The sequence below is a fragment of the Lelliottia wanjuensis genome (genome assembly GCF_030238365.1).
GTDB lineage: Bacteria > Pseudomonadota > Gammaproteobacteria > Enterobacterales > Enterobacteriaceae > Enterobacter > Enterobacter wanjuensis.
The window spans coordinates 445,106-467,526 of sequence record NZ_JASSOT010000063.1 but is presented as its reverse complement, the minus strand read 5'-3'; the positions used below and the strand labels follow the sequence as shown (position 1 = coordinate 467,526).

Below are 22,421 nucleotides of genomic sequence, written 5' to 3'. Positions count from 1 at the left end.
CATCCGGGGAATAAAATGACAACACCACGCCCTTTGATCTCCATCTATATGCCGACCTGGAATCGCCAGCAGCTGGCGATCCGCGCGATTAAATCGGTTTTACGTCAGGACTACGACCACTGGGAATTGATCATCGTCGACGACTGCTCCTCCTCTTACGAGCAGCTGCAAAAATTCGTTACCGAGCTGAACGACCCGCGCGTGATGTACACCCATAACGCCATCAACTCCGGGGCCTGCGCGGTGCGCAATCAGGCGATTTTGCAGGCCAAAGGGGAGTTTCTGACCGGCATCGATGACGATGATGAATGGACGCCCAACCGTCTGTCGATCTTCCTGTCGCACAAACAGCAGTTGGTGACCCACGCGTTTCTGTACGCCAACGACTATGTCTGCCAGGGCGAAGTCTATTCGCAACCGGCCAGCCTGCCGCTGTACCCGAAATCGCCGTACTCGCGCCGTCTGTTTTTCAAGCGCAATATCATCGGCAACCAGGTCTTTACCTGGGCGTGGCGCTTCAAAGAGTGCCTGTTCGATACAGAACTGAAAGCGGCGCAGGACTACGACATCTTCCTGCGCATGGTGATGGAGTACGGTGAGCCGTGGAAAGTGGATGACGCCACGCAGATCCTGCACATCAATCATGGCGAAATGCAGATCACCTCGTCGCCGAAAAAATTCTCCGGCTATTTCCACTTTTACCGCAAACACAAAGACAAATTCGACCGCGCCAGCCGAAAGTATCAGCTGTTTACCCTGTATCAGATCCGCAATAAGCGCATGAACTGGCGCACGCTGCTGACGCTCTTTTCCGTGCGCAACACCAAGCGTCTGGCTGACGGGCTTCGGGGGAAATAATGATTCTGGAAGATTGCCGCGCGAACAGCTGGAGCCTTCGCCCGTGCTGCATGGTTCTGGCCTACCGGGTCGCGCATTTCTGCTCCGTCTGGCGCAAAAAGAATGTGCTCAATAATCTCTGGGCGGCACCGGTTCTGGTGCTGTACCGCATCATCACCGAGTGCCTGTTTGGCTACGAAATCCAGGCGGCGGCGACCATCGGACGCCGTTTCACCATTCACCACGGCTACGCGATCGTGATCAATAAATTCGTCGTCGCGGGTGACGATTTCACTATTCGCCACGGCGTCACCCTCGGCAACCGCGGCCCGGAAAGTCTGGCCTGCCCGGTGATTGGCAACAACGTCGAGCTCGGCGCGAACGTGGTGATGATTGGCGATATTACCGTCGGCAATAACGTCACCATCGGCGCGGGCAGCGTGGTGTTGGACAGCATCCCGGATAACGCCCTGGTGGTCGGTGAAAAAGCCCGTGTGAAGGTCATCAAATGAATATTCTGCAATTTAACGTCCGTCTCGCAGAGGGCGGGGCGGCCGGTGTGGCGCTGGATCTGCATCAACGCGCGCTGCAAAAAGGGCTTCAGTCCCGCTTTGTGTACGGTTACGGCAAGGGCGGCAAGAAAAGTGTCAGCCACGATAACTACCCGCACGTTCTCAAGCAGACCCCGCGTCTGACCTCGATTGCCAACATCGCGCTGTTCCGTCTGTTCAACCGCGATCTGTTTGGCAATCTTAATAACCTGTACCGCACCGTGACGCGGAGCGAAGGGCCGGTGGTTCTCCATTTCCACGTTCTGCACAGCTACTGGCTGAAACTGGAAGAGGTGGTCGCCTTCTGTGAAAACGTGCTGGCGCATAAGCCGGACACCACCTTTGTCTGGACGTTGCACGATCACTGGAGCGTCACCGGACGCTGCGCCTTCACCGACGGCTGTGAAGGCTGGAAAACGAACTGCCAGAAATGTCCGACGCTCGCCAACTATCCGCCGGTGAAAGTGGATCGCGCCCATCAGCTGGTGGCGGGAAAACGTCAGCTGTTCCGCGACATGCTGGCGCTGGGCTGCCACTTTATCTCCCCGAGCCAGCACGTGGCGGACGCGTTTAACAGTCTTTACGGCGCGGGCCGCTGCAAAATTATCAATAACGGGATCGATGTGGCGACGGAAGAGATTCTGGCGGAACTGACGCCGGTGGCCGTCACGCCGGGTAAACCGAAAATCGCGGTGGTCGCTCACGACCTGCGCTATGACGGCAAAACCAATCAGCAGCTGGTGCGCGACATGATGGCGCTGGGCGACAAAATCGAGCTGCACACCTTCGGCAAGTTCTCGCCGTTTGAAGGGCCGAACGTGATTAACCACGGCTTCGAAACCGACAAACGCAAGCTGATGAGCGCCCTGAACGGCATGGACGGGCTGGTGTTCAGCTCGCGGGTGGATAACTATCCGCTGATTTTGTGCGAAGCGCTCTCCATCGGCGTGCCAGTGATCGCCACCCACAGCGACGCCGCGCGCGAAGTGCTGGAAAAATCCGGCGGGAAAACCTTCAGCGAGCACGAGGTGCTGCCGCTGGTGCAACGGCCAAAAGCCGAGATCGCGCAGGCTGTTTTTAACACCAGCCTGGAATCGTTCCGCAACCGCAGCCGCAAGGCCTACAGCGGTGAACAGATGCTGGAGGAGTATGTCTCGTTCTATCAGAATCTGTAGTTACCTGCTGCTGCCGCTGATCTATCTGCTGGTTAACGTCAAAATTGCCCAACTGGGCGAAAGCTTCCCGATTACCATCGTCACCTTCTTACCGCTGTTGCTGCTGTTGTATGTCGAGAAGATTAGCGTTAAGAAGCTGATGATTGCCTTAGGGCTGGGTTTTGGCTTAACGGCATTTAACTACATTTTTGGTCAGTCGCTGGATGCCAGCAAGTACGTCACCTCCACCATGTTATTTGTCTATATCGTCATTATTATTGGCATGGTCTGGAGTATTCGCTTTAAAACAATCTCTCCGCACAATTATCGGAAAATCCTTAGGTTCTTTTATATTGCCGTTGCGTTCATTGTCATGCTGGCTGCGATGGAAATGGCGCAAATTATTTTGACCGGCGGCAGTAGCCTGATGGAGATGATTTCGAAATATCTGATTTACAGTAATAGCTATGTTCTGAACTTCATTAAGTTCGGCGGCAAACGAACCACGGCGCTCTATTTTGAACCGGCGTTTTTTGCTCTGGCACTAATCTCAATTTGGCTCAGCATCAAACAGTTTGGTATCAAAACGCCTAAGACCGATGCTATGATTCTTGCAGGGATTGTTCTGTCAGGTTCTTTCTCTGGGGTAATGACATTTATCTTGTTTTACCTGCTGGAATGGGCCTTTCAGTACCTGAATAAAGATGCGATTAAGAAAAAACTACCCTTAGCCATTATTTCGCTAACCGTATTTTTAGTGGGTATTGTTTTTGCCTTCCCCTACATCGCCACCCGTCTCGGTGATTTAGGAACGGAAGGGTCGTCATCTTATTATCGCATTATTGGCCCGCTGGTGATGGTTGGGTATTCTTTAACCCATATTGATGGCGTCGTCAGATTTGGCTCACTTTACGAATATGTTGCATCATTCGGAATCTTTAACGGTGCGGATGTCGGTAAAACCATAGACAATGGTCTGTATCTGTTAATTATTTACTTTTCCTGGTTCGCGGTGCTGTTAACAGCCTGGTACCTGCTTAAAGTGTTCAAAATGATGATTAACGCATTTGGTGATAATCAGAATTATCGTGTTCAGCTTTATCTTTTTACGCCGGTGTCGCTGTTTTTTACCGGGTCAATATTTAGCCCGGAATATGCATTCTTAATTGTCTGCCCGTTTATTCTGCGCAAAGCGCTGAATATTACGCACGTATGACGAAATGAGGTGATTTATGTTTCTTAGCGTTATTACTGTCGCCTTTCGCAATCACGACGGGGTGGTAAAAACCTGGCGCTCGCTGCGCAATCTGGCACGCGATCCGAGCCTCACTTTTGAATGGATTGTGGTGGACGGCGGCTCCAACGACGGCACGGCAGAGTTTCTGGAAAAACTCAACGGTGAGTTCAACTTACGTTACATCAGCGAGAAAGATAAAGGCATTTACGATGCGATGAACAAAGGCATCGAGATGGCGCAAGGGCGCTATGCAATCTTCCTGAATTCCGGCGATGTGTTTCATGAGGACGTGGCGCTGTTTGCCCGTCAGCTGTCGCGCCAGAAAGACGACGCGATGTTTATCGGCGATGCGCTGCTGGATTTCGGCGATGGCAATAAAATTCGTCGTAGCGCGAAAAGCGGCTGGTATATCTACCACAGTTTACCGGCCAGCCATCAGGCGATTTTCTTCCCGACGGCAGGGCTGAAAAAACATCCCTACGATTTGCAATATAAAGTGTCATCCGATTATGCCCTGGCCGCCAGTCTGTATAAATCAGGCTATCCGTTCCGCCGGATTAAAGGGCTGGTGTCGGAATTCTCGATGGGCGGCGTGTCAACCTCGAATAATCTTGAATTATGCCAGGATGCCAAAAAAGTGCAGCGCAATATATTACGCGTGCCGGGCTTCTGGGCGGAATTGTCCTATTTATTGCGCCTGAGAACGACGGGCAAAACGAAAGCCTTATATAACAAAGCCTGAATATAAGGATATGTAATGCAGGATCTCAGTGGTTTTACCGTCCCGAAAGGTTTTCGCGGTGGAAATGGAATTAAGGTGCAGCTGTGGTGGGCCGTGCAGGCAACATTATTTGCCTGGTCTCCGCAGGTGCTGTATCGCTGGCGCGCCTTTTTGCTGCGTTTATTTGGCGCAAAAATTGGCAAAAATGTGGTGATTCGCCCGTCAGTTAAAATTACCTATCCCTGGAAATTAACCCTCGGGGATTATGCCTGGGTGGGCGATGACGCAGTGTTATATACCCTGGGCGAGATTACCATCGGTGCACATTCTGTGGTGTCGCAGAAGTGTTATTTGTGTACCGGCAGTCACGATTTTATGAGTCAGCATTTTGATATTAACGCCACGCCAATTGTGATTGGTGAAAAATGCTGGCTGGCAACAGATGTCTTTGTTGCGCCTGGCGTTTCTGTTGGTGATGGCACGGTTATTGGTGCCCGCAGCAGCGTTTTTAAATCGCTACCGGCAAATAAGATTTGCCGTGGCAACCCCGCAGTGGTGATACGCGAACGCGTTGAAACTGAATAATTTCTGAGATAAGTACAGAGGAAAATAAACATGTCAAAAGTCGCTCTCATCACCGGCGTTACCGGGCAGGATGGTTCTTATCTGGCGGAGTTTCTGCTGGAAAAAGGTTACGAAGTTCACGGCATCAAACGTCGTGCCTCTTCGTTCAACACCGAGCGTGTGGACCACATCTATCAGGATCCGCATGCCGCAAACCCGAAATTCCATCTGCACTACGGCGACCTGACCGACAGCTCCAACCTGACCCGTATCCTGCAGGAAGTGCAGCCGGATGAAGTGTACAACCTGGGCGCCATGAGCCACGTGGCAGTCTCGTTCGAATCCCCGGAATACACCGCAGACGTCGATGGCATGGGCACCCTGCGCCTGCTGGAAGCCATTCGCTTCCTCGGTCTGGAAAAGAAAACCCGTTTCTACCAGGCATCTACCTCTGAGCTGTACGGCCTGGTGCAGGAAATCCCACAGAAAGAGACCACGCCGTTCTACCCGCGCTCTCCGTATGCGGTCGCCAAACTGTACGCCTACTGGATCACCGTGAACTACCGCGAATCCTACGGCATGTACGCCTGTAACGGCATCCTGTTCAACCACGAGTCCCCGCGTCGTGGCGAAACCTTCGTCACCCGCAAAATCACCCGCGCGATCGCCAACATCGCTCAGGGCCTGGAATCCTGCCTGCACCTCGGCAACATGGACTCCCTGCGTGACTGGGGCCATGCAAAAGACTACGTGAAAATGCAGTGGATGATGCTGCAGCAGGACAACCCGGAAGACTTCGTGATTGCCACCGGCGTGCAGTACTCCGTGCGTCAGTTCGTCGAAATGGCGGCGGCACAGCTGGGTATCAAACTGCGCTTCGAAGGCACCGGCGTTGAAGAGCGCGGCGTGGTGGTGTCTGTCACCGGTCACGATGCCCCAGGCGTGAAACCAGGCGATGTGATCGTTCAGGTAGACCCGCGTTACTTCCGTCCTGCGGAAGTGGAAACCCTGCTCGGCGACCCAACCAAAGCGCACGAAAAACTGGGCTGGAAACCGGAAATCACTCTCCAGGAGATGGTCTCTGAAATGGTTGCCCACGATCTCGAAGCAGCGAAAAAACACTCCCTGCTGAAGTCCCATGGCTACGAGGTTGCCATCGCGCTGGAGTCCTGAGTCATGACCAAACAACGTATTTTTGTCGCCGGTCATCGGGGGATGGTGGGTTCCGCCATCGTCCGTCAGCTGGAACAGCGCGGCGACGCGGAGCTGATTGTCCGCACCCGCGACGAGCTGAACCTGCTCGACGGCCAGGCGGTTCAGCAGTTCTTTGCCAACGAACGCATTGATCAGGTGTATCTGGCAGCGGCGAAAGTGGGCGGCATTGTCGCCAACAACAGCTACCCAGCGGATTTCATCTACGAGAACATGATGATCGAGAGCAACATCATTCACGCCGCGCATCTGCACAACGTGAATAAGCTGCTGTTCCTCGGCTCATCCTGTATTTACCCGAAGATGGCTAAGCAACCGATCGCCGAGAGCGAACTGCTGCAGGGGACGCTGGAAGCGACCAACGAACCCTACGCCATCGCCAAGATTGCCGGGATCAAACTGTGCGAGTCCTATAACCGCCAGTATGGCCGGGATTATCGCTCGGTGATGCCGACCAATTTGTACGGTCCGCACGATAACTTCCACCCGAGCAACTCGCACGTGATCCCGGCGCTGCTGCGCCGCTTCCACGAAGCGACCGCCGCCAACACCCCGGATGTGGTGGTGTGGGGCAGCGGGACGCCGATGCGCGAATTTCTGCACGTGGATGATATGGCCGCCGCCAGCATTCACGTCATGGAGCTGGACCGCGAGGTCTGGGCCGAGAACACCGAGCCGATGCTGTCGCACATCAACGTCGGTACCGGCGTGGACTGCACCATTCGTGAACTGGCGCAGACCATCGCGCAGGTGGTCGGCTACAAAGGCCGCGTGGTGTTCGACGCTACCAAGCCCGACGGCACACCGCGTAAATTGCTGGACGTGACGCGTCTGCACCAGCTCGGCTGGTATCACGAAGTGTCGCTCGAACAGGGACTGGCGAGTACGTACCAGTGGTTCCTGGAAAACCAGCACCGCTTCCGGGGGTAATCATGTTTTTAAGTCAGGAAGATTTTGCCACGGTAGTACGTTCCACTCCGCTGATTTCCATTGATTTCATCGTGGAAAACGAGCGCGGCGAGTTCCTGCTCGGCAAACGTACCAATCGCCCGGCGCAAGGGTTTTGGTTCGTGCCGGGAGGACGCGTGCAGAAAGATGAGAGCTTAGAAAATGCTTTCGAGCGTCTCACTCTCGCGGAGCTGGGGCTGCGTCTGCCGATGGCGGCAGGCCAGTTTTACGGAGTATGGCAGCACTTCTATGACGATAACTTTTCCGGCACCGGTTTCAGCACCCACTACGTGGTGCTGGGTTTTCGCCTGAAAGTGAGTGAGGCAGACCTGCGTCTGCCTGATTCTCAGCACGACGATTACCGCTGGCTGGAGAAGGCCGCGCTGCTGGCGAGTGATAAGGTTCACGACAACAGCCGCGCCTATTTCCTGGCGGAACGTCAGGCTGAGGTGCCGGGCCTATGAAAATCCTCGTTTACGGGATCAACTATTCGCCGGAACTCACCGGCATCGGTAAGTACACCGGTGAGATGGTGGAGTGGATGACCCGTCAGGGCCACGAGGTGCGGGTCATTACGGCCCCGCCTTACTACCCGGAATGGAAGGTCGGCGAACGTTATTCCAGCTGGCGCTATCGCCGCGAGCAGGGAGACGCGACCGTCTGGCGCTGCCCGCTGTATGTTCCAAAACAACCTTCGACCCTGAAACGCCTGCTGCATTTGGGAAGCTTTGCTCTGAGCAGTTTCTTCCCGCTGATGGCGCAGCGTCGCTGGAAGCCGGATCGCATTATCGGCGTGGTGCCAACCCTGTTTTGCACGCCAGGCATGCGCCTGCTGGGCAAACTCTCCGGCGCACGCACCTTGCTGCACATTCAGGATTACGAAGTCGATGCCATGCTCGGCCTCGGAATGGCCGGGAAAGGCAAGGGCGGAAAAGTCGCGAAACTGGCGAGCGCCTTTGAGCGCAGCGGCCTGCACAACGTCGATTACGTCTCGACGATTTCGCGCTCAATGATGAACAAAGCGCAGGAGAAGGGCGTTCCGGCGCAGAAAGTGATCTTCTTCCCGAACTGGTCCGAAGTGGCGCGTTTTCGCGACGTCGCGGAGAGCGATGCGCTGGCGTTACGTGTGCAGCTCGGTCTGCCTGAGAGCCAAAAAATCATTCTTTACTCAGGCAACATCGGGGAAAAACAGGGGCTGGAGAGCGTTATCGACGCCGCGCAGCAGCTGGATAAACATCCGTGGATGTTTGTGATTGTCGGGCAGGGCGGCGGTAAAGCCCGGCTGGAGAAAATGGTCAGCGAACGCGGCCTGAACAACGTTAAATTTTTCCCGCTTCAGTCTTACGAGGCGCTGCCAGCCCTGCTGAAGATGGGCGATTGCCACCTGGTCGTGCAAAAGCGCGGTGCGGCGGATGCGGTGCTGCCGTCCAAACTGACCAACATTTTGGCCGTCGGCGGCAACGCGGTGATCACCGCCGAACCGGAAACCGAATTAGGCCAGCTGTGCGACAGCTTCCCGGGGATCGCCGTTTGCGTGGAGCCGGAGTCGGTGACCGCGCTGGTGGCCGGGATCGAACAGGCGCTCGCGATGCCGAAAGAGAACACGGTGGCACGTGAATATGCCGAACGCACGCTCGAAAAAGAGAACGTGCTTAGCCAATTTATTGCAGATATACGGGGATGAATCATGAGTCAGAATAAATTGTACCCGGTGGTGATGGCGGGTGGCTCTGGTAGTCGGTTGTGGCCGCTGTCCCGCGTGCTCTATCCCAAGCAGTTCCTCTGCCTGAAGGGGGAACTCACCATGCTGCAAACCACGGTTTCCCGCCTCAACGGCGTGGAGTGCGAAAGCCCGGTGGTGATTTGCAACGAGCAGCACCGTTTTATCGTTGCCGAACAGCTGCGTCAGCTCAACAAGCTGACCGAGAACATCATTCTGGAACCGGCGGGGCGGAATACCGCTCCGGCGATTGCCCTCGCGGCACTGGCCGCCCAGCGCAGCAGCCCGGATTGCGATCCGCTGATGCTGGTGCTGGCGGCGGACCACGTCATTCAGCAGGAAGATGCCTTCCGCGACGCGGTGCGCGCCGCTATTCCGTATGCCGAAAGCGGCAAACTGGTGACCTTCGGCATCGTGCCGGATCTCCCGGAAACCGGCTACGGCTACATTCGTCGCGGCGACGTGACCACCGGCGAGGGCGACAGCGTGGCCTTTAACGTGGCGCAGTTTGTCGAGAAACCGAATCTGGAAACCGCGCAGGCCTATGTCGCCAGCGGTGAGTATTACTGGAACAGCGGCATGTTCCTGTTCCGCGCCGGACGTTATCTGGAAGAGCTGGAAAAATATCGCCCGGATATTCTCCGCGCCTGCGAAAAAGCGATGGCGGTGGTTGATCCGGATCTCGACTTTATCCGCGTGGATGAAGCGGCGTTCCTCGCCTGCCCGGAAGAGTCCGTGGACTATGCGGTGATGGAGCGCACGGCGGATGCGGTAGTGGTGCCGATGGATGCGGGCTGGAGCGATGTCGGCTCCTGGTCTTCTCTGTGGGAAATCAGCGCCCATACGGCGGAAGGCAACGTCCACCATGGGGACGTCATCAGCCACAAAACCGAAAACAGCTATGTCTATGCGGAATCGGGCCTGGTGACCACCGTGGGTGTCAAAGACCTGGTGGTGGTGCAGACCAAAGATGCGGTGCTGATTGCCGATCGCAATTCCGTACAGGACGTCAAAAAAGTCGTCGAACAGATCAAAGCCGATGGCCGTCATGAGCATCACATTCACCGCGAAGTCTACCGTCCGTGGGGCAAATATGACTCCATCGACGCGGGCGAACGCTATCAGGTGAAGCGCATCACCGTGAAACCGGGCGAGGGGCTCTCCGTGCAGATGCACCATCACCGCGCCGAACACTGGGTGGTGGTGGCGGGCACGGCGAAAGTCACCATTGATGACGAGGTCAAGCTGCTCGGTGAAAACGAATCTATCTACATCCCGCTGGGCGCGACCCATTGCCTGGAAAACCCGGGGAAAATTCCTCTCGATCTGATCGAAGTGCGCTCCGGCTCCTATCTGGAAGAGGATGACATCGTCCGCTTCCAGGACCGGTACGGGCGGGTTTAGCCCGAGCGCGTTGTTCGCCGGATGGCGCTGCGCTTATCCGGCCTACGGGACTGTAGGCCCGGTAAGCGAAGCGCCACCGGGCAATGAATTTGACACCAATTAATAAGGCTCATTTTAGAGCCAAGGCCGACTGTTGCCTGAAAAAGGGTAAAACCATGAATAAATTAACCTGTTTCAAAGCCTACGATATTCGCGGCAAATTAGGCGAAGAGCTCAACGAAGACATTGCGTGGCGCATTGGCCGCGCGTACGGCGAATACCTGAAACCGAAAACCATTGTGCTGGGCGGCGATGTGCGCCTGACCAGTGAAGCGCTGAAACTGGCGCTGGCGAAAGGGCTACAGGACGCGGGCGTCGATGTGCTGGATATCGGCCTGTCCGGTACCGAAGAGATCTACTTTGCCACCTTCCACCTGGGCGTGGACGGCGGCATCGAAGTGACCGCCAGCCACAACCCGATGGATTACAACGGCATGAAGCTGGTGCGCGAAGGGGCGCGTCCGATCAGCGGTGACACCGGCCTGCGCGACGTGCAGCGTCTGGCGGAAGCCAACGATTTCCCGCCGGTGAACGAATCCGCGCGCGGCAGCTACCAGCAGATCGACCTGCGCAAAGCGTACATCGACCATCTCCTCGGCTACATCAACGTCAAAAACATCACCCCGCTGAAGCTGGTGATCAACTCCGGGAACGGCGCGGCCGGTCCGGTGGTGGATGCCCTCGAAGCGCGCTTCAAAGCCCTGAATGTCCCGGTCACCTTCGTGAAAGTTCACAACACCCCGGACGGCAACTTCCCGAACGGTATTCCTAACCCGCTGCTGCCCGAGTGCCGGGACGACACCCGCAACGCGGTGATCGAACACGGCGCGGATATGGGCATCGCCTTCGACGGCGATTTTGACCGCTGCTTCCTGTTCGATGAGAACGGCCAGTTTATCGAGGGGTATTACATCGTCGGCCTGCTGGCGGAAGCCTTCCTCGAGAAAAATCCGGGAGCGAAGATCATCCACGACCCGCGCCTTTCCTGGAACACCGTTGACGTGGTCAGCGCCGCGGGCGGCACGCCGGTGATGTCGAAAACCGGTCACGCGTTCATCAAAGAGCGCATGCGCGAAGAAGACGCCATCTACGGCGGCGAAATGAGCGCCCACCACTATTTCCGCGATTTTGCCTACTGCGACAGCGGGATGATCCCGTGGCTGCTGGTGACGGAACTGCTGTGTCTGAAAGGGCAGACCCTGGGCGAACTGGTCCGCGACCGTATGGCGGCGTTCCCGGCGAGCGGCGAGATCAACAGCAAACTGGAACTACCCGCCGAGTCCATCGCCCGCGTGGAGCAACACTTTGCCCTGCACGCGCTGGAGATCGACCGCACGGACGGGATCAGCATGTCGTTCCCGCAGTGGCGCTTCAACCTGCGCTCGTCGAACACGGAGCCGGTGGTGCGCCTGAACGTGGAGTCGCGCGCCGACGTCCCGCTGATGGAGGCACGAACGCAGGACATTCTGGCGCTGTTGAAGGCGTAATGATATTTCGTCGCCCGTGACACTCCCCTCACCCCGGCCCTCTCCCCAGAGGGGCGAGGGGGAAAGACCGCACCGAGCGATCCCCTCTCCCCTCTGGGGAGAGGGTTAGGGTGAGGGGTTACGGGAAACTCAAACAGGAACAACGATGACAAATCTAAAAAAGCGCGAGCGAGCCAAAACGAATGCATCGTTAATCTCTATGGTGCAGCGTTTTTCTGACATCACCATCATGTTCGGTGGGCTGTGGGTCGTGTGTCAGCTAAGCAACCTGTCGTTTTTATACATGCACCTGTTGATGGCGCTGCTGGCGCTGGTGGTCTTTCAGATGATTGGCGGGATGACGGATTTTTACCGCTCTTACCGCGGCGTCAAAATGACCACCGAGCTGATGCTCCTCCTGCAAAACTGGACCTTGAGCCTGATCTTCAGCGCCGGGCTGGTGGCATTCAGCAGTGACTTCGATAACAGCCTCAAAACCTATCTGTGCTGGTATGCGTTAACCAGCGTCGGGATGGTGGTTTGCCGCTCCCTGATTCGTTTCTTCGCCGGGTGGCTGCGCAATCGCGGCTATAACAAGCGTTATGTGGCGGTGGCCGGGGATTTACCCGTGGGTCAGGCGCTGCTGAACAGTTTTCGCAAAGAGCCGTGGCTGGGCTTTGACGTGGTGGGGGTGTATCACGACGCCAAACCGGGCGGTGTGACCTCGGACTGGGCGGGCAACTACGAGCAGCTGATCGAAGATGCGCGCGCGGGCAAAATTCATAACGTCTATCTCGCCCTCAAGATGAGTGAAGAGTCCTGCATCAAATACCTGATGCGCGAACTCGCCGACACCACCTGCTCGGTGATCCTGATCCCTGACGTCTTTACCTTCAACATCCTGCACTCGCGGATTGAAGAGGTGAACGGCGTGCCGGTGGTGCCCCTGTACGACACGCCGCTCTCCGGGATTAACCGACTGCTGAAACGCGCGGAAGATATCGTCCTTTCTTCTCTGATTCTGCTGCTGATCTCCCCGGTGCTATGCGGGATTGCGCTGGCGGTCAAAATGACCTCGCCCGGCCCGATTATCTTCCGCCAGACCCGCTACGGGATGGACGGCAAGCCGATCATGGTGTGGAAGTTCCGCTCCATGAAGGTGATGGAAAACGACAGCGTCGTGACCCAGGCCACGCAGAACGATCCGCGCGTGACCCGCGTGGGGAACTTCCTGCGCCGCACATCTCTGGACGAACTGCCGCAGTTTATCAACGTGCTGACCGGCGGGATGTCGATTGTCGGGCCGCGTCCCCATGCGGTGGCGCATAACGAGCAGTACCGCGCGCTGATTGAAGGCTACATGCTGCGTCACAAAGTGAAGCCGGGCATTACCGGTTGGGCGCAGATCAACGGCTGGCGTGGGGAAACCGATACCCTGGAAAAAATGGAAAAACGCGTTGAGTTCGACCTGGAGTACATCCGCGAGTGGAGCGTCTGGTTCGATATCAAGATCGTGTTTCTGACGGTGTTCAAAGGTTTTGTCAACAAAGCGGCCTACTAACATGAGCTTACGTGAAAAAACCATCAGCGGGGCCAAGTGGTCGGCGATGGCAACCATCATCATCATTGGCCTCGGGCTGGTGCAGATGACGGTGCTGGCGCGCATTATTGATAACCATCAGTTTGGTTTGCTGACGGTGTCATTAGTGATTATCGCCCTGGCCGATACCCTGTCGGACTTCGGGATTGCCAACTCGATCATTCAGCGCAAAGAGATTAGCCATCTTGAACTCACCACTCTCTACTGGCTCAACGTCGGGCTGGGGATCGCGGTGTGCGTGGGGGTATTTTTGCTGAGCGATGTTATCGGCGATGTGCTGAATAACCCGGACCTCGCGCCGCTGATCCGCACGCTGTCGTTTGCCTTTGTGCTGATCCCCCACGGCCAGCAGTTCCGCGCCCTGATGCAAAAGGAGCTGGAGTTCAACAAAATCGGCATGATCGAGACCACTTCGGTGCTGGCCGGTTTTACCTTCACCGTCGTCAGCGCTCATTTCTGGCCGCTGGCGTTAACGGCGATCCTCGGGTATTTGGTCAACACCGCCGTGCGCACGCTGCTGTTCGGGTTCTTTGGCCGCAAGATTTACCGTCCAGGCCTGCATTTCTCGCTGGCGTCGGTCTCATCCAATCTGCGTTTTGGTGCCTGGCTGACCGCCGACAGCATCATTAACTACGTGAATACTAACCTCTCCACCCTGGTACTGGCGCGTATTCTCGGGGCGAGCGTCGCGGGGGGCTATAACCTGGCGTACAACGTGGCGGTTGTCCCGCCGATGAAGCTCAACCCAATCATCACCCGCGTGCTGTTTCCGGCGTTCGCCAAGATTCAGGACGACACGGAAAAGCTGCGCGTGAATTTCTACAAGCTGCTGTCGGTGGTGGGGATTATCAACTTCCCGGCGCTGCTCGGGCTGATGGTGGTCTCCAACAACTTTGTTCCGCTGGTGTTTGGCGAGAAGTGGAGCGGGATCATCCCGATTCTGCAGCTGCTGTGCGTGGTGGGCCTGCTGCGCTCCGTCGGCAATCCGATCGGGTCGCTGCTGATGGCGAAAGCGCGCGTCGATATCAGCTTCAAATTCAACGTGTTTAAAACCTTCCTGTTTATTCCGGCGATTATCGTCGGCGGCCAGACGGCGGGCGCGATTGGCGTGACGCTGGGCTTCCTGCTGGTGCAGATCGTCAACACAGTGCTGAGCTACTTCGTGATGATTAAACCGGTGCTGGGCTCCAGCTATCGTCAGTACATCCTGAGTTTGTGGCTGCCGTTCTACCTGTCGCTGCCGACGCTCGCGGTGAGCTACGGATTAGGGATTGTGCTCAACGGCCATCTGCCGCTGGGCGTACTGCTGGCGGTACAGATCGCCGCCGGGGCGCTGGCGTTTGGGGTGATGATTGTGCTGTCCCGCAATGCGCTGGTGGTGGAGATGAAGCGCCAGTTTTGTCGCAGCGAGAAGATGAAGACGTTGCTGAGGGCGGGGTGATTTTCCCCCTCACCCTAACCCTCTCCCAAAGGGAGAGGGGATAGTCCGTGCATTTTTCACCCTCTCCCTGTGGGAGAGGGCCGGGGTGAGGGCATCAGGCCGCACCTGTTATGTGAAGAACCCCTTTTAGAGGTCATTATGAAATTATTGATTCTGGGCAACCATACCTGCGGCAACCGTGGCGACAGCGCCATTCTGCGCGGTCTGCTGGATGCCATTAACACCCTTGAGCCTGAGACAGAAGTGGATGTGATGAGCCGCTACCCGGTGAGCTCATCGTGGTTACTCAATCGCCCGGTGATGGGCGATCCGCTCTACAGCCAGATGAAACAGCACAACACCGCGGCGGGCGTGGTGGGGCGCGTGAAGAAAGTGCTGCGTCGCCGCTATCAGCATCAGGTGCTGCTGTCGCGCGTGACCGACACCGGCAAGCTGCGCAATATCGCCATCGCGCAGGGCTTTACCGATTTTGTGCGCCTGCTGTCGGGCTACGACGCCATTATCCAGGTCGGCGGATCCTTCTTTGTCGATCTGTACGGCGTGCCGCAGTTTGAACATGCGCTCTGTACGTTCATGGCGAAAAAACCGCTGTTTATGATTGGTCACAGCGTCGGGCCGTTCCAGGATCCGCAGTTTAACCAGCTGGCAAACTATGTTTTTGGTCACTGCGACGCGCTGATTCTGCGGGAATCCGTGAGCCTCGATCTGATGAAACGCAGCGAAATTGATACGTCGAAAGTGGAACACGGCGTGGATACGGCCTGGCTGGTGGATCATCAGAATGACAACTTCGAGGCCAGCTACGCGGTTCAGCACTGGCTGAACGTGGCAGCAAAGCAGAAAACCGTCGCCATCACCCTGCGCGAACTGGCGCCATTTGATAAGCGTCTGGGAACCACCCAGGCCGCCTACGAACAGGCGTTTGCCGAAGTGGTGAATCGCGTGCTCGACAGCGGGTATCAGGTGCTGGCGCTCTCGACCTGTACCGGGATCGACAGCTATAACAAAGATGACCGCATGGTGGCGCTGAACCTGCGCAATCTGGTAAACGATCCGTCGCGGTATCACGTGGTGATGGACGAACTCAACGACCTGGAGATGGGCAAACTGCTTTCCGCCTGCGACCTGACGGTGGGCACGCGCCTGCACTCGGCGATTATCTCCATGAACTTTGGTACGCCAGCGATTGCCATCAACTACGAACACAAATCGGCGGGCATCATGCAGCAGCTCGGCATGCCAGAGATGGCGGTGGATATTCGCCATCTGCTCGACGGTTCTTTGGGCGCGATGGTCGGCGATACGCTGGGTCAGCTTCCGGAGGTCAACGAACGCCTGGCGCGCGCGGTGAAAGCGGAACGCGAAAACGGCATCAGCATGGTCAAATCCGTCCTCGACCGCATCGGGGAGGGCAAATGAAGGTTGGATTCTTCTTACTGAAATTCCCGCTCTCGTCTGAAACTTTTGTGCTCAACCAAATCACCGCGTTTATCGATATGGGATACGACGTGGAGATTGTCGCCCTGCAAAAGGGAGATACGCAGAATACCCATGCGGCCTGGACGCAGTACGATCTTGCGGCGAAAACCCGCTGGCTGCAGGATGAGCCGCAGGGCCGTCTTGCGAAGCTGCGCTACCGTGCAACCCGGACGCTGTGCGGGTTGCATCGTCCCTCGACCTGGCGGGCGCTGAATGTGTCGCGCTACGGCGCGGAGTCGCGCAACCTGATCCTCTCGTCGATTCGCGGGCAAACCGCGCGGCCATTTCGTGCCGATGTGTTTATCGCCCACTTTGGCCCGGCAGGCGTCACGGCGGCAAAGCTGCGCGAGCTGGGCGTTATTGAAGGCAAAATCGCGACCATTTTCCACGGGATCGACATCTCCAGCCATGAGGTGTTGAACCATTACACCGGTGAATATCAGCAGCTGTTTCGTCGCGGCGACATGATGCTGCCGATCAGCGACCTGTGGGCCGGACGGCTGAAAACCATGGGCTGTCCGTCCGACAAAATCACCGTGTCGCGAATGGGGGTGAACATGGAGCGCTTCACCCAGCGCCCTGTGAAAGTGCCGGGCAAACCGCTGCAGATCATCTCCGTGGCGCGTCTCACCGAGAAAAAAGGGCTGCACGTGGCGATCGAAGCCTGCCGTCAGCTCAAGTCGCGCGGGGTGGATTTCCACTATCGCATCCTCGGGATTGGCCCGTGGGAGCGCCGCCTGCGCACGCTGATCGAACAATATCAGCTCGAAGGCGTGGTGGAGATGCCGGGCTTTAAACCGAGCCACGAAGTCAAAGCCATGCTCGACGAAGCAGATGTGTTTTTACTGCCGTCCGTCACCGGCGCAGACGGCGATATGGAAGGGATCCCCGTTGCGCTAATGGAGGCGATGGCGGTCGGTATTCCGGTCGTGTCCACCGTGCACAGCGGTATTCCGGAGCTGATCGAGCCCGGCCATTCCGGCTGGCTGGTGCCGGAAAATAACGCCTCGGCGCTGGCCGACCAACTGGCGGCGTTCAGCGATATCGATCAGCAGGCGCTGGCCCCTGTGCTGCACAACGCGCGGCAAAAAGTCGAAACCGAATTTAATCAGCAGGTGATAAATCGTCAGTTAGCGAGCCTGTTACAAACGCTATAAGCCGAGGTGGTATGCTGAAAAAAATAACCCGACGCTCTTTCGTGACCTCCTGCTCTTTGCTGGCCGCGACGCCGCTGCTCACCTCCCGCCTTGCGCGGGCGGCGGGGGGCGGGACGGTCGACATTAGCCAGTATAATCGTAAGGACTGGATCGCGGCCTTTAAGCAGGCCTTCGTCGATGGCGACACGGTGGTGGTCCCGGCGGGACTCACCTGCGAGAACATCAACACCGGGATTTTTATTCCCGACGGCAAAACCTTGCTGATCCGCGGAGCGCTGACCGGAAACGGTCGCGGGCGTTTCGTGCTGCAGGAAGGCAGCAAAGTGATCGGCGAAGGGCAGGGCCGCACGGAAAATATCACCCTGGATGTGCGCGGTTCTGACTGTGTGATCCAGGGGCTGGCGATGAGCGGCTTTGGCCCGGTGACGCAGATTTACATCGGCGGTAAAAAACCGCGCGTCATGCGTAATCTGCTGATCGACAACATCAGCGTGTCGCAGGCCAACTACGCCATTCTGCGGCAGGGATTCCATAATCAGGTCGACGGGGCACGGATCACCAACAGCCGTTTCAGCCATCTGCAGGGCGATGCGATCGAGTGGAACGTGGCCATCAACGATCGCAATATCCTGATCTCCGACCACGTCATCGACAACATCAACTGCACCAACGGGAAGATTAACTGGGGGATCGGCATCGGCCTGGCCGGGAGTACGTACGATAACGACTACCCGGAAAAGCAGACCGTGAAGAACTTTGTGGTGGCGAACATCACCGGGAGTAACTGCCGCCAGCTGGTTCACGTCGAGAACGGTAAACACTTCATTATTCGTAACGTCAAAGCGAAAAACATCACTCCGGATTTCAGTAAGAAAGCGGGGATTGATAACGCGACGGTGGCGATATACGGCTGCGATAATTTTGTCATCGACAACGTCGAGATGGTCAACAGCGCCGGGATGCTGATCGGTTACGGGGTGATTAAGGGCGACTATCTGTCGATTCCGCAGAACTTCAGGCTCAACAACATCCACCTGGATAATCGTGAGCTGGCGTATAAACTGCGCGGCATTCAGATTTCGTCCGGCAATGCGACCTCATTTGTCGCCATCACCAACGTCGAGATGCAGCGTGCTACGCTTGAACTGCACAACAAACCGCAGCACCTGTTTTTGCGGAACATCAAAGTGATGCAGGAAGCGACCGTCGGACCCGCGCTGAAGATGAATTTTGACCTGCGCAAAGACGTGCGCGGCAAGTTTATGGCGAAAGACGAGACGTTGCTGTCGCTGGCAAACATCCACGCTGTGAATGAGAAAGGGCAGAGTTCGGTGGATATCGACCGGGTGGATCAGCAGGTGGTGAATGTGGAGAGGTTGAACTTCAAATTGCCCCACAGATAGGTTTTGCGCCAGCCATTTTGCGATTATTCTGGGGCAAAACTGTGACGTATTCGGACAACAACTACTGTATTTTGTGGGTCGAAAGCGTACCATCAGGTCCAGAATTACCGCAAAACATGCTGGCGAAAATAGGTTTAACAGCTATAATTCGGCAACCATTTTAAGGTGGAAGAAATAATGATTAATTTGAAAGCAGTCATTCCGGTAGCGGGTCTGGGCATGCATATGCTGCCAGCCACGAAGGCGATTCCAAAAGAAATGCTACCGATCGTCGACAAGCCGATGATTCAGTACATCGTTGACGAGATTGTTGCTGCAGGGATCAAAGAAATCGTTCTGGTGACCCATTCATCCAAGAATGCGGTAGAGAACCACTTCGACACCTCTTACGAACTCGAAGCGCTGCTTGAGCAGCGTGTTAAGCGTCAGCTTCTGGCCGAAGTGCAGTCTATCTGCCCGCCAGGGGTGACCATCATGAACGTTCGCCAGGCGCAGCCGCTGGGCCTGGGACACTCCATTCTTTGTGCTCGCCCTATCGTGGGTGACAACCCGTTTATCGTCGTGCTGCCAGATATCATTCTGGACAATGCGTCTGCCGATCCGCTGCGTTACAACCTGGCCGCTATGGTCGCGCGTTTCAATGAAACGGGCCGCAGCCAGGTGCTGGCAAAACGCATGAAAGGGGATCTGTCCGAGTACTCTGTGATTAAAACCAAAGAGCCGCTGGATTCAGAAGGGCAGGTGAGCCGTATCGTCGAGTTCATCGAAAAACCCGATCAGCCGCAGACTCTGGCTTCCGATCTGATGGCGGTGGGTCGCTACGTGCTGAACGCTGATATCTGGGCCGAACTGGAAAAAACAGAACCGGGTGCGTGGGAACGTATTCAGCTGACTGATGCAATCGCCGAGCTGGCGAAGAAACAGTCCGTTGATGCGATGCTGATGACCGGCGACAGCTACGACTGCGGTAAGAAAATGGGGTACATGCAGGCGTTCGTGAACTACGGGCTGCGTAACTTGAAGGAAGGGGCGAAGTTCCGGAAGAGCATTGAGAAGATGCTGACGAGCGAGTGATTCTTCAGTCCTGTTAAGCGCCACGAGCAAAGTAGCGGCAACCGTCATCCTGAGCGAAGCAGAATCCTCAAGATTGATAGTTGCCGTTTTTTGCTTTTAAAGTCCCAGAATTACAATGAGTTACCTGTTGTTTTTTTGGACTACTTGATAAGGATTTCTACTTGTTTCTGGGGGCGATAAGGACGACAATTAACGTTCTTCTGTGGTTATCCACTGGTTTTTTTACGTCCGAAAACTGACCGCAGAACACTCATTTTAAGCAATCGCTCAGTGCACTGGTAGCTGTTAAGCCAGGGGCGGTAGCGTGTCAATTTTCTGTTTTCGTCCCTATTATCCTGAATTCAGAACATCAATATCTCGATATATTCAATCTACGGAATAGCTAACGTGAAAATTCTTGTTACTGGCGGTGCCGGTTTTATCGGTTCAGCTGTAGTACGGCATATTATTAAAGATACCCAGGATGAAGTGGTCAATGTCGACAAATTGACCTATGCCGGTAACCTGGAATCCCTTGCTGAAGTGAGTGATAGCGAGCGTTATGCGTTTGAGCAGGCAGACATTTGCGACAAAGCGGCGATGGAGCGCATTTTTGCGGCTCATAAGCCTGATGCGGTGATGCATCTTGCGGCGGAAAGTCATGTGGATCGTTCTATCACTGGCCCGGCGGCGTTTATCGAAACGAATATCGTCGGCACTTATGTCCTGCTGGAGGCCGCTCGCGCCTACTGGTCAACGCTGAGTGATGAAGCCAAAGCCGCATTCCGCTTTCACCACATTTCGACTGACGAAGTGTATGGCGATCTGCCTCATCCTGACGAGCATCCGGCGTCAAGCGAACTACCACTGTTTACTGAAACAACCGCTTATGCGCCGAGCAGCCCGTATTCTGCTTCTAAGGCTTCGAGCGATCATCTGGTCCGCGCCTGGCTTCGCACCTATGGTTTCCCAACCATGGTGACCAACTGCTCTAACAACTACGGTCCATACCATTTCCCGGAAAAACTGATCCCGCTGGTTATCCTGAATGCTCTGGACGGTAAAGCACTGCCTATTTATGGCAAGGGCGACCAGATCCGCGACTGGCTGTATGTGGAAGATCATGCCCGCGCGCTCTATACCGTAGTCACTCAGGGTAAGCCTGGCGAAACTTACAACATCGGTGGTCATAACGAGAAGCAAAATCTCGATGTCGTTCATACCATCTGCGACCTTCTGGATGAAATCGTTCCTAAAGAAGGGTCATATCGCGATCAGATTACTTACGTCACAGACCGTCCGGGACATGACCGTCGTTATGCGATCGATGCCCATAAAATTGGCGAAGAGCTGGGCTGGGAACCGCAAGAGACGTTTGAGAGCGGGATCCGCAAAACAGTCGAATGGTATCTCAGCAACCAGGATTGGGTGAACAACGTGAAAAGTGGCGCCTACAAAACCTGGATTGAACAGAATTATGGAGAGCGTCAATAATGGATATTCTCCTGTTCGGCAAAACAGGGCAGGTGGGCTGGGAACTGCAACGCGCTCTGGCCCCGCTGGGTAATGTCATTGCACTGGATGTTCACTCTAAAGAGTATTGCGGTGATTTTAGCAATCCTGAAGGTATTGCTCAGACTGTGCGCGCAATTAAGCCTGATGTAATTGTTAATGCTGCCGCGCACACCGCAGTAGACAAGGCTGAATCCGAACAAGCATTTGCCCAGTTGCTCAACTCCACAAGCGTTGAAGCGATCGCGAAGGAAGCTGCAAAGATTGGTGCATGGGTAGTTCACTATTCTACCGATTATGTGTTCCCGGGTGACGGCGAAACACCGTGGCAGGAAAGTGATGCAACTGCACCGTTGAACGTATATGGTCAGACCAAACTGGATGGCGAAAAGGCGTTGCAGGCACACTGTGCTAAGCATCTGATTTTCCGCACCAGTTGGGTTTATGCTGGCAAAGGCAATAACTTCGCGAAAACGATGCTGCGTCTGGCGAAAGAGCGAGCAGAGCTGTCGGTGATCAACGACCAGGTGGGAGCTCCAACAGGGGCTGAACTGCTCGCCGACTGTACCGCTCATGCTATTCGCACTGCGCTGGTTAAGCCTGAGGTAGCAGGGCTTTATCATCTGGTAGCGTCTAACACGACAACCTGGTATGAGTATGCCGCGCTGGTGTTTGCTCAGGCGCGTGAGGCGGGTATCGAGCTGGCAATCGAAAAGCTGAACGCGGTTCCTACTTCGGCCTACCTGACTCCAGCAAAACGTCCTCAAAACTCGCGACTGAATACCGAAAAGTTCCAGCGTAACTTTGATCTGGTATTGCCGTCCTGGGAAGTTGGCGTGAAACGTATGCTCGCTGAGCTGTTTGCAGCTCAATCTATTTAAAAAATTTTAAATGCCCTTCAGAGGGCATTTTGCGTTTATAGA

Annotated in this window: 20 protein-coding genes; all 20 read left to right on the top strand. The window is 55.8% G+C overall.

All coding sequences use genetic code 11. The annotated features are described in order from the left end of the window. The first annotated feature begins 15 nt into the window (after positions 1 to 15). The 20 genes from wcaA to rfbD all read left to right on the top strand — a co-directional run bounded on the left by wcaA (position 16) and on the right by rfbD (position 22,379). A complete protein-coding gene (gene wcaA / locus QQF33_RS16110) occupies positions 16 to 858 on the top strand; it encodes a colanic acid biosynthesis glycosyltransferase WcaA (RefSeq protein ID WP_285144103.1) in 843 nt (280 codons plus the stop codon). A 2-nt stretch (positions 859 to 860) separates the two neighbouring features. Beyond that, positions 861 to 1,349: a colanic acid biosynthesis acetyltransferase WcaB gene (gene wcaB / locus QQF33_RS16105; RefSeq protein WP_285158150.1), complete on the top strand. Its 489-nt coding sequence runs from the start codon at positions 861 to 863 to the stop codon at positions 1,347 to 1,349. Further along, positions 1,346 to 2,563: a colanic acid biosynthesis glycosyltransferase WcaC gene (gene wcaC / locus QQF33_RS16100; RefSeq protein ID WP_282493958.1), complete on the top strand. Its 1,218-nt coding sequence runs from the start codon at positions 1,346 to 1,348 to the stop codon at positions 2,561 to 2,563. The genes wcaB and wcaC overlap by 4 nt, the downstream gene beginning before the upstream one ends. After that, positions 2,538 to 3,758 carry a colanic acid polymerase WcaD gene (wcaD, locus tag QQF33_RS16095; protein ID WP_285158144.1) on the top strand — a complete coding sequence of 407 codons (1,221 nt, stop codon included), beginning with the start codon at positions 2,538 to 2,540 and terminating at the stop codon, positions 3,756 to 3,758. Before wcaC ends, wcaD begins: the two co-directional genes overlap by 26 nt. 16 nt (positions 3,759 to 3,774) lie before the next feature. Continuing rightward, positions 3,775 to 4,521, top strand: coding sequence for a colanic acid biosynthesis glycosyltransferase WcaE (gene wcaE / locus QQF33_RS16090; RefSeq protein ID WP_285149347.1), 747 nt, complete (start codon positions 3,775 to 3,777; stop codon positions 4,519 to 4,521). A gap of 15 nt (positions 4,522 to 4,536) precedes the next feature. Further along, positions 4,537 to 5,085, top strand: a complete 549-nt coding sequence (gene wcaF, locus QQF33_RS16085; RefSeq protein WP_285144105.1) for a colanic acid biosynthesis acetyltransferase WcaF — start codon at positions 4,537 to 4,539, stop codon at positions 5,083 to 5,085. A gap of 30 nt (positions 5,086 to 5,115) precedes the next feature. Continuing rightward, a complete protein-coding gene (gmd, locus tag QQF33_RS16080) occupies positions 5,116 to 6,237 on the top strand; it encodes a GDP-mannose 4,6-dehydratase (RefSeq protein ID WP_282493962.1) in 1,122 nt (373 codons plus the stop codon). A gap of 3 nt (positions 6,238 to 6,240) precedes the next feature. Next, positions 6,241 to 7,206 carry a GDP-L-fucose synthase gene (gene fcl, locus QQF33_RS16075; RefSeq protein WP_282493963.1) on the top strand — a complete coding sequence of 322 codons (966 nt, stop codon included), beginning with the start codon at positions 6,241 to 6,243 and terminating at the stop codon, positions 7,204 to 7,206. A gap of 2 nt (positions 7,207 to 7,208) precedes the next feature. Beyond that, positions 7,209 to 7,688, top strand: a complete 480-nt coding sequence (locus QQF33_RS16070; RefSeq protein ID WP_285158143.1) for a GDP-mannose mannosyl hydrolase — start codon at positions 7,209 to 7,211, stop codon at positions 7,686 to 7,688. Continuing rightward, complete coding sequence (gene wcaI / locus QQF33_RS16065; protein WP_285158142.1) at positions 7,685 to 8,908, top strand: colanic acid biosynthesis fucosyltransferase WcaI; 1,224 nt, start codon at positions 7,685 to 7,687, stop codon at positions 8,906 to 8,908. The genes QQF33_RS16070 and wcaI overlap by 4 nt, the downstream gene beginning before the upstream one ends. 3 nt (positions 8,909 to 8,911) lie before the next feature. Then, positions 8,912 to 10,348 (top strand): mannose-1-phosphate guanyltransferase, encoded by a 1,437-nt coding sequence (gene cpsB / locus QQF33_RS16060; protein WP_282493966.1) that lies wholly within the window; start codon positions 8,912 to 8,914, stop codon positions 10,346 to 10,348. Between the two features lie 155 nt (positions 10,349 to 10,503). Continuing rightward, on the top strand, positions 10,504 to 11,874 hold the full coding sequence (cpsG, locus tag QQF33_RS16055) for a colanic acid biosynthesis phosphomannomutase CpsG (RefSeq protein WP_285158141.1): 1,371 nt from the start codon (positions 10,504 to 10,506) through the stop codon (positions 11,872 to 11,874). A 145-nt stretch (positions 11,875 to 12,019) separates the two neighbouring features. Then, positions 12,020 to 13,414: an undecaprenyl-phosphate glucose phosphotransferase gene (gene wcaJ, locus QQF33_RS16050; protein WP_285144112.1), complete on the top strand. Its 1,395-nt coding sequence runs from the start codon at positions 12,020 to 12,022 to the stop codon at positions 13,412 to 13,414. Position 13,415: 1 nt separating this feature from the next. Continuing rightward, positions 13,416 to 14,894, top strand: a complete 1,479-nt coding sequence (wzxC, locus tag QQF33_RS16045) for a colanic acid undecaprenyl disphosphate flippase WzxC (protein WP_285158140.1) — start codon at positions 13,416 to 13,418, stop codon at positions 14,892 to 14,894. A 138-nt stretch (positions 14,895 to 15,032) separates the two neighbouring features. Next, positions 15,033 to 16,313, top strand: coding sequence for a colanic acid biosynthesis pyruvyl transferase WcaK (wcaK, locus tag QQF33_RS16040; protein WP_285144114.1), 1,281 nt, complete (start codon positions 15,033 to 15,035; stop codon positions 16,311 to 16,313). Beyond that, positions 16,310 to 17,530 (top strand): colanic acid biosynthesis glycosyltransferase WcaL, encoded by a 1,221-nt coding sequence (gene wcaL / locus QQF33_RS16035; RefSeq protein WP_285158139.1) that lies wholly within the window; start codon positions 16,310 to 16,312, stop codon positions 17,528 to 17,530. Before wcaK ends, wcaL begins: the two co-directional genes overlap by 4 nt. 11 nt (positions 17,531 to 17,541) lie before the next feature. Further along, complete coding sequence (gene wcaM, locus QQF33_RS16030; RefSeq protein WP_285158138.1) at positions 17,542 to 18,933, top strand: colanic acid biosynthesis protein WcaM; 1,392 nt, start codon at positions 17,542 to 17,544, stop codon at positions 18,931 to 18,933. A 177-nt stretch (positions 18,934 to 19,110) separates the two neighbouring features. Continuing rightward, positions 19,111 to 20,007, top strand: coding sequence for a GalU regulator GalF (galF, locus tag QQF33_RS16025; RefSeq protein WP_282493973.1), 897 nt, complete (start codon positions 19,111 to 19,113; stop codon positions 20,005 to 20,007). Between the two features lie 387 nt (positions 20,008 to 20,394). Further along, positions 20,395 to 21,480 carry a dTDP-glucose 4,6-dehydratase gene (gene rfbB / locus QQF33_RS16020; protein ID WP_285158137.1) on the top strand — a complete coding sequence of 362 codons (1,086 nt, stop codon included), beginning with the start codon at positions 20,395 to 20,397 and terminating at the stop codon, positions 21,478 to 21,480. Next, a complete protein-coding gene (gene rfbD, locus QQF33_RS16015; RefSeq protein WP_285144120.1) occupies positions 21,480 to 22,379 on the top strand; it encodes a dTDP-4-dehydrorhamnose reductase in 900 nt (299 codons plus the stop codon). The genes rfbB and rfbD overlap by 1 nt, the downstream gene beginning before the upstream one ends. Positions 22,380 to 22,421: the final 42 nt, after the last annotated feature.